This window comes from Paenibacillus dakarensis, from assembly GCF_001373415.1.
Taxonomy (GTDB): domain Bacteria; phylum Bacillota; class Bacilli; order Paenibacillales; family Paenibacillaceae; genus Paenibacillus_AQ; species Paenibacillus_AQ dakarensis.
In genome coordinates this window covers 69,575-85,661 of record NZ_CDSE01000036.1, presented here as the reverse complement: position 1 = coordinate 85,661, position 16,087 = coordinate 69,575, and the positions used below count along the sequence as shown (strand labels likewise).

General features: G+C 45.8%; 13 protein-coding genes and 1 riboswitch. All 13 genes read left to right on the top strand.

The window, feature by feature from the left end:
• Positions 1-9: 9 nt before the first annotated feature.
• The 13 genes from BN1234_RS10145 (at position 10) to BN1234_RS10085 (ending at position 15,947) form a co-directional block, all read left to right on the top strand.
• A complete protein-coding gene (locus BN1234_RS10145) occupies positions 10-732 on the top strand; it encodes an adenosylcobinamide amidohydrolase (protein ID WP_054956542.1) in 723 nt (240 codons plus the stop codon).
• Positions 729-1,706 (top strand): adenosylcobinamide-phosphate synthase CbiB, encoded by a 978-nt coding sequence (gene cbiB / locus BN1234_RS10140; RefSeq protein WP_054956541.1) that lies wholly within the window; start codon positions 729-731, stop codon positions 1,704-1,706. The genes BN1234_RS10145 and cbiB overlap by 4 nt, the downstream gene beginning before the upstream one ends.
• Positions 1,697-2,290 carry a histidine phosphatase family protein gene (locus BN1234_RS10135; RefSeq protein ID WP_054956540.1) on the top strand — a complete coding sequence of 198 codons (594 nt, stop codon included), beginning with the start codon at positions 1,697-1,699 and terminating at the stop codon, positions 2,288-2,290. The genes cbiB and BN1234_RS10135 overlap by 10 nt, the downstream gene beginning before the upstream one ends.
• A 107-nt stretch (positions 2,291-2,397) precedes the next feature.
• Positions 2,398-2,606: riboswitch (cobalamin riboswitch) on the top strand.
• Positions 2,607-2,858: 252 nt separating this feature from the next.
• The gene (locus tag BN1234_RS10130; protein ID WP_054956539.1) at positions 2,859-3,860 is read left to right on the top strand and encodes an ABC transporter substrate-binding protein; all 1,002 of its coding nucleotides are present in this window, start codon (positions 2,859-2,861) and stop codon (positions 3,858-3,860) included.
• Between the two features lie 21 nt (positions 3,861-3,881).
• Complete coding sequence (cobT, locus tag BN1234_RS10125; protein ID WP_054956538.1) at positions 3,882-4,952, top strand: nicotinate-nucleotide--dimethylbenzimidazole phosphoribosyltransferase; 1,071 nt, start codon at positions 3,882-3,884, stop codon at positions 4,950-4,952.
• Positions 4,949-5,521, top strand: a complete 573-nt coding sequence (gene cobU / locus BN1234_RS10120; protein WP_054956537.1) for a bifunctional adenosylcobinamide kinase/adenosylcobinamide-phosphate guanylyltransferase — start codon at positions 4,949-4,951, stop codon at positions 5,519-5,521. Before cobT ends, cobU begins: the two co-directional genes overlap by 4 nt.
• Positions 5,518-6,327 (top strand): adenosylcobinamide-GDP ribazoletransferase, encoded by an 810-nt coding sequence (cobS, locus tag BN1234_RS10115; protein WP_054956536.1) that lies wholly within the window; start codon positions 5,518-5,520, stop codon positions 6,325-6,327. The genes cobU and cobS overlap by 4 nt, the downstream gene beginning before the upstream one ends.
• A 313-nt stretch (positions 6,328-6,640) precedes the next feature.
• A complete protein-coding gene (locus tag BN1234_RS10110) occupies positions 6,641-7,798 on the top strand; it encodes a response regulator (RefSeq protein WP_054956535.1) in 1,158 nt (385 codons plus the stop codon).
• An 18-nt stretch (positions 7,799-7,816) separates the two neighbouring features.
• Positions 7,817-8,476, top strand: coding sequence for a class D sortase (locus tag BN1234_RS10105; protein WP_054956534.1), 660 nt, complete (start codon positions 7,817-7,819; stop codon positions 8,474-8,476).
• Positions 8,477-8,590: 114 nt separating this feature from the next.
• On the top strand, positions 8,591-12,868 hold the full coding sequence (locus BN1234_RS10100; protein ID WP_054956533.1) for a collagen binding domain-containing protein: 4,278 nt from the start codon (positions 8,591-8,593) through the stop codon (positions 12,866-12,868).
• Positions 12,869-13,162: 294 nt separating this feature from the next.
• Positions 13,163-14,140, top strand: a complete 978-nt coding sequence (locus tag BN1234_RS10095; protein ID WP_054956532.1) for a LacI family DNA-binding transcriptional regulator — start codon at positions 13,163-13,165, stop codon at positions 14,138-14,140.
• Positions 14,141-14,275: 135 nt separating this feature from the next.
• Complete coding sequence (locus BN1234_RS10090; protein WP_054956531.1) at positions 14,276-15,202, top strand: prenyltransferase; 927 nt, start codon at positions 14,276-14,278, stop codon at positions 15,200-15,202.
• A gap of 16 nt (positions 15,203-15,218) precedes the next feature.
• A complete protein-coding gene (locus BN1234_RS10085; protein WP_054956530.1) occupies positions 15,219-15,947 on the top strand; it encodes a DUF6081 family protein in 729 nt (242 codons plus the stop codon).
• The last annotated feature ends 140 nt before the right edge of the window (positions 15,948-16,087 follow it).

Here is a 16,087-nt window from a genome sequence, read left to right as displayed (position 1 = left end):
AGTTAAGAGATGACCACGCCTTTTTTGCAGAGTGATATTACAGAGTACAAATCTAGCGTTGTGCCGGGTTTAACCCTGACGCGGCACGAACGCTATCTGCTGCTTCAATTCCCTGGTCCATTTGACAGCTTGAGCAGTGCAATACACGGCGGCGGAGTGGGTAAACTTGACCGCGCAGCTAATATATATGTAGATCGGTTTTACAATGTCAGTGATCCGGAAAAGGATATTGAGGGGTTGTTCCGTGAATGGGACTATTCCCTGCAATCGACAGCAGGATTATTGACAGCGGTGCGCCTGGAGTACGCTTCTGTTCTTGAAGAGACAGGCAAGGATGCTTCTGTATTCTGCTGTACTACAGCGGGAGTATCGAATGGTGCGCGAGCTGGATCAGAGCGGACAACTTTCCCGGCATATCAGCCCGGCACGATTAATATCATGCTCATCATTGATGCCAGAATGACACAGGCAGCCATGGTCAATGCGGTTATAACTGCAGTAGAAGCGAAGACGGCTGCACTTGCAGACCTCGGTATACGCGATGCAGAGAACGGCTTAATCGCGACAGGAACGACAACCGATTCTATCGTGCTTGGAGTCAGTCAATCAGTCCTCTATTCTGCCGAGCACAGATACTGCGGTACAGCCACAGATCTTGGGGCCGCAATCGGGCGCACGGTATATGGCACCGTCATTGAAAGCTACAAGGCTCCGGGAGTGAAGCCATCATGATGGAATGGAACATCGTATTCGTTCTTTGTGCAGCCTATCTGATCGATCTCATTATTGGAGATCCGCGATGGCTGCCTCATCCCGTGATCGGGATGGGAAACGCGATTAAGCGCTTGGAAAAGTGGATTCGCAGACGGTTTACACAGCCAGGCCAATTGAAAAAGGCCGGTATTCTACTTCCTGTCATTATCGCAGGCGGATCGCTGCTTATCACCTGGGTTGTTCTAAAGGGACTATATCTCATTCATCCTTGGCTTGCGACAGGAGTCGAGATCCTACTGATTGCGACAACGATAGCGACGAAGGGCCTAAGGGCTGCAGGGATGGAGGTGTACCATCACCTGAGACAGGGAGATCTGCCTGCTGCACGGAAAGCGCTGGGTATGATTGTCGGACGGGATACGGCGCATTTGGATGAGCCTGAAATTGTACGCGGGACGGTTGAGACCGTTGCGGAAAATATCGTGGATGCCATTGTATCCCCGCTGTTCTATGCACTTATCGGCGGAGCTCCGCTGGCGATAGCCTATCGTGCGGTGAACACCCTTGATTCTATGGTGGGCTACAAGAATGAAAAATACATCAACCTGGGATGGGCTTCTGCCCGTTTGGATGATGCAGCGAATTTTATTCCGGCCCGAATCACAGCATTGCTGCTTATCGCCAGCAGTTGGATGCTGCGCCTTGACTACAGACGATCCTATCGAACAATCAAGCATGATGCACGTTTGCATCCGAGTCCCAACAGCGGATTTCCGGAGTCAGCTGTAGCTGGAGCATTAGGCATTCGTCTTGGCGGCGAAAATGTGTATCATGGCATAACCTCCTTTCGGGCTTATATGGGCGAGGCTGTTCGTCCGATGAGTAGGGAGGATATTCGGTCAACCATTCGGTTGATGCTGATGGCATCCGTATTATTTTTATTGATTGGAGTCTTAATCTCAGGATTTGCAGGTGGGGCATTATGGAGATAGAGCTGGTATGTGTTCGTCATGGGGCGACACATTGGAACAAGGAGAGACGGTATCTGGGGCATACCGATCTTGGACTGCTTGAGGAGTCATTTACAGAGCTTTTACCTCTAAAGAAATCTCTTGAAGGAAGTCGGTTTCGCACCATTTTTTGTAGTGACTTGAAGCGATGCCGTGAAACCTTGAGCTGGATTTGCCCGGATTCATCCGAAGAGGCCATTATGGATTCCCGTTTGCGGGAGATGGATTTTGGAGAATGGGAGGGGAAGACTTACGATCAGCTGAAAGATCTCCCGGCATACCGAGCATGGCTGGATGATCCACGATCCGTCACCCCTCCGGGCGGAGAATCCTGGGAGCATTTTCATCAGAGAATTATGGACTTTATGAACAGCTTGTCCTTCTCCTTGCAGGAAGAGGATCGGGAAGGTCGCGTCCTTATCGTCACGCATGGAGGAGTAATCAGACAGATGGCTGCAATAACGATCCCCGGTTCATCCTTTTGGGATGTTACAGCAGATCCCGGGGGTGTGTTAACATTAAAGCTGAACTATGCTTCTGGAAGATGGACAGGTACACGGATATGAGCAGATATGATTGGCTTGGAGTTTACAGACTCCGCTTATTAAAGCTTGTAAGTCGACCTTATCTAACCTATAATCATGAAATGAGAGGTAATACTTGTATCGAAAATGAATAGCATAACTTATGGGGTCCAGAAATGAGAGGCGATAATTGCTTTTACATCTGGTTAAAAGGGAAGTTGGTGAAATTCCGACACGGTCCCGCCACTGTGAAACAGGGAGATTCTCTATATACCACTGTTCTGTGATAAGCAGGATGGGAAGGAGAGAAGATCGAGAACCTGTGAGTCAGGAGACCTGCCTTATAAGTCGTACGACGGTCCTTCGAGGAAAGGATTACGTTTTGGCTTGCTGACTGTATAACCTACAATCTAGCCCTGTATCTGGTCTTGGCCTGTGATACACGGTAATCATCATGAGCCTGTAAGACGTAACCCCTGATTCTTCCTTGATGATAAGGAGATCAGGTTTTTTTATTTTGTGCGGACTTCGTTAAGGGGATTTCATTGAAGTAACAAGAGAAGCTTCTCTCATGTTCTGCTTAAACAAAATAGTAGAGGAGAGAAAAAGGATGAAGCAATTATTGAAGAATTGGACAATGGGTGCCTTGGCACTCATCATGGTACTGGCACTTGCCGCCTGTGGTAGCAGCGGGGAACCGAAGCAAATGACAGAAACGGCACCAGCGGAGCAAGCAGCGCCGCCGGCTGAAGAAGGGAATACGCTTAAAACCGAGTATCCTTTGACGGTAAAGGATGCTACGGGTGAGGAATTCACGTTTAAAGAAGCGCCGAAGAAGATTATTTCGATCTCGCCAGCGGAGACGGAGATCCTGTTCGCGATTGGATTAAATGAAGAGATTGCCGGAGTATCGGATTTTGATGATTATCCGGAAGCAGCTTCAGCCAAGCCCAAGATGGGCGACCTGTTCAGTCCTAACCAGGAAGCAATTATTGCGGCACAGGCTGATCTTGTTGTTACAGGGATATCCACGAGTGCAGAGGCAGCGCAGCATTTGCGCGATCTGGGAATACCCGTTTTCAAGACAGACCCGAAAAAGGTAGATGATGTGATTGCCAATATCGAACTGTTCGGTAAGATTACTGATCATCAAGAGCAAGCCAAGAAAGTTGTAGACAAAATGAAGCAGGATCGGGATGAAGTGACAGAAGCAGTGAAGTCCCTTGCTTCTGAACAGAAGAAGAAAGTATATATCGAATTCTCCGAGGGCTGGACGGTAGGCAGCGGCGAATTTATAGATGAGCTGATCACGCTGGCAGGCGGTATTAATGTAGCTGCGGATACGGTAGGCTGGAATGAAATTAGCGAGGAGAAGATCATTAAGGATAATCCGGATGTGATTCTGTTCTCCAAAAATGTTGTGGATGAGAAAACCAAGCAAACGCTGGACCAGATGATTAAAGCTCGCAGTGGCTGGGATCAGATTACGGCAGTGAAGAATAACGCCATTTATGGATTGGATGATAACCTGGTCAGCCGCCCGGGACCGCGTGTGATCGAAGGACTTAAGATCATTGCCAATGCGATTTATCCTGAATTGGTGAAACCATAAGTTGATAAAGGAGTAGTGATGATGAGACAACGTGTCATGGAATATATCGGAGAAATTCGCGGACTGGATCAGACTGCAGTTGAGGCAGCGAAGCAGCATATCAATAATCTTACGGTCCCTCCGGGCAGTCTTGGGAAGCTTGCGGCAATGGCACAGCAGCTTGCGGGTATCACGGGGCAGGTAAAGCCTTCTTTTGACCGCAGAGAAGTGATTATTATGGCAGGCGATCACGGAGTATGCGAAGAAGGTGTCAGTGCTTTTCCTCAAGAGGTTACTCCGCAGATGATTCACAATTTCCTTGCAGGTGGAGCTGCGGTTAATGTGCTGGCCAGACAAGCGGGTGCAGATGTAGTATGTGTAGACATCGGGGTAAACAGTGAGATATCCCATCCTGATCTTCTATCGCGAAAAATCCGGTATGGTACTGCGAACATGGCACAGGGTCCTGCAATGTCTTATGATGAAGCGGTGCAGTCTATTTTGGTCGGTGTGAAGGTCGTTGAAGATGCGGTAAAACGGGGAATACAGCTGTTTATTACAGGTGAAATGGGTATCGGAAATACAACGGCAAGCTCAGCTGTTATCTGTGCGCTTACCGATATTCCTGTAGTTGATGCGGTTGGCCGGGGAACCGGAATTGACGATGCCCGTTTACAGCATAAGATATCCGTTGTGGAACAAGCCTTGAAGGTGAACGCGCCTGACCCGCTTGACCCTGTAGATGTGCTGGCCAAGGTAGGCGGACTTGAAATTGGAGGCTTGGCAGGAGTTATCCTCGGAGCGGCCGTACATGGTTGTCCTGTCATTATTGATGGATTCATTTCAAGTGCAGCGGCGCTTCTTGCCAAATCGATCTGTCCGGATGCGGCTGATTATATGATCGTGTCTCATGCTTCTCACGAGCAGGGGCATCGGAGACTGCTGCAGGAGATGGATCTTCATCCTGCACTGGAGTTAGACCTTCGTATTGGAGAAGGCACAGGCGGTGTATTATGTCTTCATCTTGTAGATGCGGCATGCCGTATCGTTCGTGAGATGGCAACGTTCGAAAGTGCAGGCATTTCAGGTGAAACGAAGGAGCAAGCTCAATGAGCACACTTGTTACAGGCGGGGCTAGGAGCGGGAAGAGCACTTTTGCCGAGAAGCTATGTATGTCGAGATCAACAGAAGCCATTTACGTCGCTACGGCGCAAGCCTTCGATGAGGAGATGAAGGGGCGGATCGCTCTCCATCAGCTTCAGCGCAGTCAAGCGGGCTATGCATGGCGAAATGTAGAAGAGCCTTTGAAGTTGGTGGAGCTGCTGAGCAATTGGGGGGAACAGAGCCGAGGTGAAGGTGAGGCTGCTCCTGCGGTTCTGGTCGATTGCCTTACACTGTGGCTGTCCAATATTCTGCTCTCCTTGGAAGGTGAACAGGATGCGGAAACGAAGGTGAAATCGGAAATTGCCCGTCTTGCAGATCAAGCGGAGCAGTACCCGGGTCAGTTGATTCTGGTGACGAATGAAGTAGGCAGCGGCATTGTACCGGAATATCCGCTTGGTCGGTTGTATCGTGATTTAGCGGGCTATATGAATCAGGCTATAGCGAGACGCAGCAGCGAGGTCTTCCTGGTCACAGCGGGCATTCCAGTTGAGCTGAAGAGCAGGGAGTATCAGCTATGAAGAGACAGGGGCAAGCGGCTGCGGCCGCTTTTCAATTTCTCTCACGCTTTCCGGTCAAGGCAAATCTGGATTACTCACCCGCACTTTTTCGCCAAAGCGTGAGGTTCTATCCACTCGTTGGAGCTGCAATTGGGCTTGTTGTATGGGGAGCGGGCGCGGGGTTAACCTATCTGCTTCCTGTAATGCCTGCAGCAGCGCTGACTCTTATTTTATGGGTGTGGCTTACCGGCGGACTTCATCTGGATGGATGGATGGATACAGCGGATGGGATCCTGAGCTATCGCTCCCGTGAGCAGATGCTGGATATAATGAAGGACAGCCGTGTCGGAGCTATGGGTGTCATTGCCTGTGTGCTTCTGCTTATTCTAAAGCTGTCTTTAATCTATTCGGTGCTGGTCAGCAACTCATATGCATCAGGGCTTCTGCTTCTCCCGTTGATCTGGAGCCGCTGGTTTATGGTTCATGCGATGTCCTCTTGGCCTATGGCTCGTGGCAAAGGCGGTTTGGCGGGACAATTCAAGGATATGGATCAAAAGCATTTATGGGCAGCACTATTCACTGCGGTGATATTATCCGGAGTGTCTGCAGCGATTGCTCCATTCATCGTTATGGATGATCATTCGCTAATTCTCGCTCTTCTTGGTTTTTTAATCTTCCCCTTGGTTATATGGGCGGCAGGTACCTGGCTGGCACGGAGATTGAATGCAGCGCTAGGCGGGTTAACGGGGGACACCTATGGAGCTCTCAATGAGTTCCTTGAAGTGGCAGGTTTGCTTACTCTTGTACTGCTGTTTAAGCATGTATGATCTGCATAGGGAGAGTTCGGTTTTTAATAGAATAAGATATTACGTGACAATACAAGCCGCTCAGGGTTTATCCTTGGGCGGCTTGTTGCTGTTTGGGAGATTGCAATGTGTGGGCACAGGAACAATTGGAGGAATGCTTCGCGCGGGTGATTATCTGCAATTACCAAAATGTGGCATTGCAGAATCGTTATTCAAAAAATATTTAGTAGCGTATGATTAAGTTGTAATGATATATATTTTTTTTTGCTGTCTAACTATATATGAAACAGAAATGAGTAGAGTTGACAACGAACTGGGGGGCGAATTGGACACGATGGTCTTAAGGGTGATCGTTGTAGATGATGAGAGACTTGCTCTTGAAAAAATGGAGAAGCTTTTGACAGCAGGACAATATGAGGAGGGAATTAAGGTTACGCTCTCAGGTGTTTTTCAAGACCCATTCGAAGCTATAGGGTTCATTTCACAGGAGACGGTGGATTTGGCTTTTTTGGAAGTGCGGATGCCGGAGATTGATGGGTTTGAGTTGGCAGAGAGACTGCAGCAGATCCAGCCGAATATACGAGTTGTTTTTGTAACAGCATATCAGGAATATGCGATTAAGGCATTTGAGATGAATGCATTCGATTATTTAATGAAACCGGTGCATGGGACACGTCTATCCAAAACGTTGAAACGCGCTGTTAATACGACGGTGAATAGCACATCGACCCCCAGTCACACGGTCCTTGTAACACTTTGCTGTTTACAAAACTTGCACTATATTGATCTCAAAGGAAATGTGCATTATTTTTCATGGAAAACTTTGAAGGCACCCGAATTGTTTGCTTATCTTGTGTATCATCGGGGCAAAACCGTTAACAAGCAATTGCTGATAGATTTGCTGTGGCCAGAATATGATGTGGAAAGAGCAACAGCTCAGCTATATACGGCGATCTATCAGATTCGAAAAGTGATTAAGGCAGCAGAACTTGATTTGGAGATCAAGTATAAGGATGAAGGCTATCGAATGGTGTGGGGAGCATTAAATCTGGATGTGGATGATTGGGAAAGGGATCTTCACCAGGCTGGAAAGGTTACTTCGGACACACTTGATACTCATTTATCCATAAAAGCGCGATACACGGGTGATTTTTTGGAGGAGCATCTTTACTCCTGGGCATCGTGTGAGCAAGAACGGATTCGTCTCATCTGGCTGGACCATGTGAAACATATTGCGAATTACTACATATTACAGTGTCAGTATACGGAAGCGATTCTCCTCTATCAAGAAGTGAAGGAAAAGATGCCTGATTTGGAAGAGGGATATTTCGGTCTAATGAAAATATACGCGATGTTGAGTTATCAAGTAGAGGTTCAAAAGCAGTATCGTCTTCTATTAAACAAATTTAAAGAGGAATTTGATGTCCCTCCCAGCAAAGAAATCACCAATTGGTATGAGCAGTGGATGAGTACCTTGCAGCAAATTAATTAAAGAACAGGTTGAATGTAGATGAAAATAAAAGTAGCTGCTTTGCTGCTTATTGTCACCGGAGCGGTTGTACTGTTCTATCCGGCATTGGCAGAAAAGTATCATGACAGGCAAAAGGAGCAGATTATAAGAGAATGGCAGAATAGTATGCTTAATATTAATAATGGTGAAGGCGCTGCAGAGGGTAACAGCGCAAGTGAAGCCGTAAAGACAGAGACAGCGGAAGATGATTCAGCGTCTGATCGAGTTTCAAATCTTGGCCATCCCAACGCAGAAGGAATACTAATCATAGATAAGATCAATTTAATGCAGCCGATTCTTCATGGAGCAACAGCGAGTAATCTGAACATTACCCTGGGAAGTGTTGAGAATACGGGAAAAGCCGGAGAGATCGGCAACTATGCCGTAGCAGGACACCGGAATCATACATATGGAAGAAACTTTAATAGACTTGATGAAATTGTAGTTGGTGATAAGGTTCAAGTGAATAATGGAACCGAAACTTTTGAATATACGGTGACAGAAAAGCTGTATGTAAAGCCTGAAGAAGTTGAGGTGCTGGACCCCAATGGAGTAGATAAGGAGATTACGTTGATTACTTGTCATCCCATGGTTAATCCAACACATCGAATTATTGTTAAAGGAAAAATAATAGATCCATCCACTGCATCGTCTCTCTGAAGAGAACGGTGCTTTTTTTGTTGTTTCATTGTTTTTCGGCATATTCAAAAAGTATTCAACTTCATTTTGTAAAATAATGAAATATTAAATTGGAAAAACGAGGTGAATTGTGTAGTGAAGATACTTAGACAATCCATGTATGTATTTTTAATCGCAGCCCTTATGATCAATGTATGGATACCTTCTTCATTTGCTATCGCTGCGGATGAAGGTGCCGGTGAAGGAGTGATCACTGAGAATCTGATTACGTCTGTTGTCATAAAAGACGAGGCTGGTAATCTTATTGAAACGGTTCGTCCTGATCAAGGGGCAAAGGTTCAGGTTAATTTTGAATGGAAGCTGCCTGAGAATCATGGATATAGAGAAGGAGCTGCCTTCTCTTTTCATTTGCCTGAGAACTTTAAGATAGACAGTGAAAAAAGAGGCGATTTAGACGGGGGTATCGGTACATATGTTGTAACTCCTGAAGGAGAAATTATTCTTACTTTTAATGAAGAAATTAATGATCAAAATGAATTAACAGGTAACTTTTTCGTGTGGAGATATTTTGATGAAAAATCGTTCTCCGGAGGAACCCATCAGGAGGTAGTCTTTAAGTACAACGAAACAGAAGAGACTACGATTCCTGTCCATTTTAAGAGCAAATCAGGCAGTGAATTCGACAAGAGCGGGAAAGCCAATAAAGGAATGAACGCTAGTAAGATCGACTGGACAGCTGATTTTAACATGGGTGAAAAAAAGATTGAGAATGCGGTCTTTACCGATGCACTTCCGGCGGGGCTTTCCGTCGATATGAGCTCGATTGAAGTGTATCCGCTTGATGTTCAGCTGGATGGAAGTGTAGTAGAAGGGAAGACTCCTGCAAGCTTTGCATCAAATCCAACCGCGAATGGATTTGAGCTTCTCCTTGGCGGCATAGACAGCGCTTATCGCGTGAAGTATACAACCCCAATCACATCAACTGCCGATGCCACTTACAAGAATGATGCAGCACTTACCGGAGACCCTGATATCAAATTGGGAGATTCGGATAGTGTAGCCGTGAAATTCAGCAAGCCGCTTGATAAAAAATCAACAGGCTACGAATCATCCACGCAGACGATTACCTGGGCTATTCAGTATAACTACAATGAACAGGCGGTTCCGCAGGCGAAGGCCTGGATCAAGGATACCTTTGATAAGGGCCATCAAAAGCTTGCTGAGGATTCGTTCGAAGTCTATGAGATGACGATTGATGATAACGGGAAAGCGAAACGAACAACAGGAGCCGCACTTGAAAAGGATCAGGATTATTATGTTGATAATACCTTAGCGGATGGATTTAAGTTAACATTCCAAAATGAGATTAGCAAAGCTTATGAAATTATCTATAAGACCTCTGCCATAAATCGTGTACATGACGATAAAGTGTCGGTTAAGAATAAAGTGGAGATTGAGAATGGTACGAGCATAGAAGCAGGTCGTGACGTGGGTCAAGTCATCTTCGCGAAGCGCGCAGGCAAAGTGGATTACGCAGCCAAAACGATTGAATGGAAGATTAGTCTGAACAAAGACAACAAGACTATGGATAAAATCGTGATCAAGGATAGCTTTGCTGGTCAAGGTCTGACGTTTCTTCCTGATTCATTGAGTGTAAGCGGGCTTGCACCGGATAATGGGGACGGAACAGGAGATTATACCGTAGAACCGAACCCAACTTATGAAGAAGGATTCCTCCTTACATTTAAGAATCCGACATCGGTTGGACATGATATTACCTACAAGACTTCTTTTGATTCCACACGGGTTAATCCGAACCCTTATCGTAATCAGGCTGTATTGAATTGGGATGAGGATAACACTCAGCAGCCATCCATCACCAAATCAGGAGAAGTTGACCCGGATAATTATACGAAAGACAATGGTCATAAGACCGGGACGTATAATGCCTCAACCAAGGAGATTACTTGGACTATTGATGTGAACTACAACCTGCATAAGATTAAAGATGCAGTGGTTCGCGACTTCTATACAAATGGACAGACATTTGTTCCGGGTTCATTGACGGTGCATAAGCTGAAGCTTACAGGAGGCTCAAATGGTGTAGACACCGGAGAAGAGTTCACAGGATATACGTTTGAGACAAAAAAAGAAAATGATAAAGACGGTTTTGAATTGAAGCTTGGCGAGATCGATTCTGTATACCGAATTACATATAAAACAAGCCTGAAGGGACTCCCTGTCATTAAGGATTACAGTAACGAAGCTACATTACGTGATGTACAGGCAGCGAACGGATTTATCTTCAAGAAATCGGCCGCGGTTAATCCGAAATATCCTGGAGAATACGTGATGAAAACAGGAAAACAAGGAACAGGTGCCAATGCCGATTTTGCATACTGGGAAGTGAATATTAACCGGAGTTTGTCACATATCGAGAAGGGTGCTGTACTCCAAGACGAATTGTCCCCGAATCAAATTCTCGTGAAGGATTCCTTTAAGTTGTACCACAATATCGTTGATGCAAAAGGGGATTTGAGAAAGGGAAGTTTGGTAGATAAGTCTTTATATACTTTGGAGGTTCAAGGGAATACCTTTGAACTTGTATTTAAAGAGGATATCGAAAGCTCGTTTCTGCTAGAGTATCAATCTTTCATTAATGCGGATCATAATGAAGTAATTAATAACAAGGTTTCATTCCAAGGTCAATCTTCGGGTGTTGTGGATAAAAATGAACATTTTGATATTAAAGTAATGTTCTCGGGAGCTGGCGGCGGAGCCAATGCCCCAGGTAAGGGCAATCTGAAAGTACATAAGGTAGATGCCGCTGATGGAAAGACACCTCTACCAGGAGTTCGCTTCGGTCTCTATGACAAAACCGGAGTTAATCTGCTGGAAGAGTTAATTACAGATGAGAATGGTGTAGCTGAATTTACGAACTACAAATATAAAGATTACATGCTCAAAGAACTGGAGGCTCCAGCCGGTTATTTGATAGCACCAGAGTACAAGGCAGGAAAGATTCTGAAGTTTAAGACGGATGAGACTGATTTTACAGTAGCGAACGTACAGGGTAACTGGGATGTGGAATTAACGAAGGTAGATCAAGATGACCAGAACGTGGTTCTGGAGGGTGCAGTCTTTAAACTTCAGATTCATAATGGGACTGAGTTTATTGACGTGCCTGATCCAGCTGAATTCACCACCGATACGGACGGAAAGATACAGCTTCATAACTTGAAGCCAGGCAGCTATCAGTTTGTTGAGACCAAAGCGCCGAAAGGCTACAAACTGAATGGGACTCCGATTCCTTTCACTGTGGATGCAGATCAATCAGCACCTAAGCAATTGATCGCACAGAATGAGATTTACATCGGTTCCGTTGAACTGTTGAAAGTAGATGCTGCTACGGGGGAGACTCTCCAAGGTGCGGAATTTGAGCTGTGGGATACAGCAGATAATGTTGTGAGAACCGGTCTTACGACGGATCAGGATGGCAAGTTGTTTGTTGATCAGCTCAAAGCAGGGGGCTATCAATTCGTAGAAGTTAAGGCTCCGGATGATTATGTACTGAGCGTTACTCCATTGGAGTTCGAAATCCTGGACGATACCAAGCTATCCCTTGAGTTTAAGAACTCTATGAATACAGGCTCAGTGAAATTGACCAAGATCGAGCAAGGTCTCCCTGACGTGAAACTGCCGGGAGCACAGTTCCGACTTCTGGATGCCAACATGGCTCTGGTGAAGGATAGTGCTGGTAAGGAGCTGGCAGAGCTTACAACAGATCAATATGGAGAGTTAATCATTCCTGATCTAAGACCAGGTAAATACTATATCGAGGAAACTCGTGCTCCATATGGTTATCTCCTAGAGGATAAATTGACGGAAATTACAGTTATTATTGGAGAAGAAGCACTCGTTACCATAGAAAATATATATATCCATTGGAACGGTGGAGGCGGCGGTGGTGAAACCAATCCGAACCCTCCTGTTGATCCGAATCCTGGAGAGCCGGTTGACCCTGACCCGGATAAACCAGTAGATCCGGTTGAGCCAGAAGTACCAGGTGATTCTGGAGAGCCAGGTGAATCGGTTGATCCTAGTCAACCAACCGATCCTTCAAACCCATCAGCTCCATCGGGTAACGAGAATCCACCGGCTGCTGGTGATCCGGGTGATCCATCAGGTAATGATCATACAGGTGTAACGCCGAATGAGGGTCCTGAGTCTGGTGATGGCAATAATGGGAATACATTAGGTCAGAGTGCGAGCCCTCATAAGCCGAATGGCAATGTATTGCCTAAGACAGGAGAAGATAGTCGTTTACCATTTCAATTGGTTGGCACAGGATTCATTATGCTAGGATTGGCATTGATGATCCTGCGAAAGAAACCTTCGTTTCATAAGCAATAGAAGATAACAATGCTTAAATAAGAAAGAGCCTGCTGTATATACAGCAGGCTCTTTCTTATTCGTAAACCAAAGGGACTCAGCAACTAAAACCAATAAAGAACTGACCATGTCACGCCCTTCACGGTCACGCCAGCCTTGGTCAGTCTCTCGAAGATTATTGTATATTATGAAAAGCATACCAGAGCAAGTGCTTTTTCATTCAATAGTGTGTTTCATCAGAGTTACTCAAGATGATTCCCATCTCCAAACATGCTACTATTCAAACAAAGACATAACAAAGGGGAGGCATAGGATTTGGCGAATATAAAAGAAATAGCCAAGCTGGCAGGAGTTTCGATCTCGACGGTATCCCGTGTGCTGAATGATCACCCCTACGTAAGTGATGAGAAAAGAGCTCGGGTCCTCGAAACGATGAAGCAATTGAAATATGCCCGGAATATGAACGCAGTTCATTTAATTACAGGTAAAACCAAAAGTGCAGCCATTATGCTGCCTATCATTAACCATGCTTATTTTTCAGCGCTGATGGAAGGAATTGGCGGTGAGGCGCTTGCGAACCATTATAGACTGGTGCTTTGTCAGACCGGATATGAGCAGGATAAGGAGCGCGAGGTGCTGGAGATGCTGCGTAACCGGGAGATTGACGGGATTATTATTCTATCTACAGCAACCCCGCTTGAACAAATCGAGGAGTACTGTCGATATGGTCCGATCGTGTGCTGTCTGGAAGCCGGTAAACGAGCTTTTTCATCCATATTTATAGATCATTCCCGTGCGTTTCGTGCTGCGATGGAATATCTTGTTGCGAAAGGACACAGGCATATTGGCTTTACCGTTGGACGGATGGACGGCCCGAGCAGCAGAGCCCGGCTTGAGGCTTATCGTGAAGTGCTTAGTGAGCTGGGAGAGCCGCTGAGGGAAGAATGGATTATCGACGGGTGCGTGGATATGGAGGATGGGGCTGCGATTATGAAGCAGCTTGCAGCGATGTCAAAGCGTCCAAGTGCGATGCTGGTTACAGGAGATCATGCTGCTGCGGGGATGTTATGGGAAGCTGGGAAACTCGGGATTTCAGTTCCGGAACAGCTGGCGATTATCGGGTTCGATAATCAGCCCATCAGCGGGCTGCTGGGCCTGACCACGATTGATAACCGGCTTATGGATATGGGTGCAGAGGCATTTCGTATTCTTTTTAATCATATCCAGGAGCCTGATCAAGAGCCTGTTCAAAGAGAAGTTGATTTTATGTTCATTGAGCGAACCTCGGTCTAAGGACTCTCCAAAACTAGTGGATTACAAGTTTCGACAATTGTGATATTCTTAATAGACAAGTACTTTGTTTCACAATTCCCGTCTGCAAAATGTTTTGCGGCGTATTTTTTGTAACAACGGAAAGGAGTTGATTCAGTGAACGCCTGGACACAGTTCAAACAAGCTTCGCGGATGAAGGTTATTCCCGTCATGCTGATTCCCGTTATTCTTGGTGCATTGGGGGCTTATGTATGGACTGGCGAATTTCATCCGCTGCTTTTTATACTGACATTGATTGGTGCAGGCTCGGCTCACTTATTTTCCAATATGGTCAATGACCTGTGGGATTTTAAGAATGGGACCGATGACGAGGCTAAGAACAGCGTCGATGCGATTTCTACCAATTCGGGGTTTTTGACGAACGGAAAGTGGTCATTACGGAAATTCGAGATGATGACCTGGATCTTGTTTGGAATTGCAGCCTTGAGCGGTATCATTCTCAGCCTGTTCAGTGGATGGTGGGCTTTTGTATTCGGTGGTTTGGGTGGACTGATTGCTTATTTCTATGTAGCTCCGCCAATTCGGTTTGGATACCGGGGGAAAGGTTACAGCGAGATCGCGATTTTGCTATCCTTTGGTGTTTTGCCTGTAATGGGTGCTTATTACGTACAGACCTCTCATTTGGATATCCGCGCCTTGCTGCTGTCTCTGCCCATCGGGCTTTTGACAACATTGATCCTGTTCAACCATCATTTTCTGCATTGGCAGGCGGATCGTCAAGCCGGGAAGAATACCCTTGTGGTCGTATGGGGTGAAAAAAGAGCACTTCGATTCTCCCGCATCCTGCTTATCCTTGCATGCATTTCACTTATCGCCTGTGTAATAGCAGGAGCACTGCCGCTATATTCACTTTTGGCACTGTTAACAGTTATTCCTTTATATTTGGTTTATGGACGTTTACAAGACAGCAATCGTTCCGAAGCTTATCTGCCGCTTATGGGTGCTTCAACGATGACAACCTTTCGCTGTGGCGGTGTGTTGATAATTTCGCTTATGGTACAGGGCATTATTCAAACTATGTAGGAAAGAAGGTTCTATCATGGAACAAGAGCGTATTTTTGGAGATTTTCATACCATTTTATCCGAAGGAGAAGTTTGGAAAATGGGAGGCTTCCCGCTGCCGGACGGCACGTTCTGGGAATACCGTGAACCGAATGCCGTAGTTATCGTGCGGAATGGAATTTTGTATGTACGGGCTCCGCTCAGCCGTCAGAATAATCAGGTTCAGATTCTGGACAACGCGAAACATATGTACTACTCGGTAGAAGACGTGAAGGTACCGGAAGAGGGAGAAGTCAGCTTCGAGCTTCAAATCCGCGCCCGTACCCAAGGAACGGTGCCCGGTGATCTGTACGATGGATATGTATCTCTGAATCTGCTCGATTTCACAACAGGCGCTGCCCTTGACTTTTTTGCTTCAAATGACAAGTATGCGAGTGTTTATGCTGTTCTTCCATTCCCGGGCGTTGAAGTGCCTGAGTCGAATAAAACCCGTTATTTCTGCATTTTCAAAGAAGATACCAACTTCAAGGCACGTGAATTTAACACGTACAAAATTACCTACAACCGTGCCAATGATGAAGTGGTGTTCTATCTGAACGGGGAAGAAGTACGCCGCGAGAAAAATGTACCGATCAAGTTCAATCAGTTCACAATTGCCCTTGGCATTATGACAGAGAAGGATTTGACGCCGGAAGGCAGCGTATCCGTTCATGGTCAAACCGTAATTGCAGAATATTCACCGGTGAAAGTAACAATTAAAGAATAGAATCATAGATCGGAAAGTTTAAAAATCGCCGCATGTAAATGCAGCGATTTTTTTGTTTTGGTCCAAGAGTAGTTGCTTTTAATATTGTATAGATCAGGAAGTGGGTAATATTGTATAGTTAAAAAGAACCATTAAAAAAG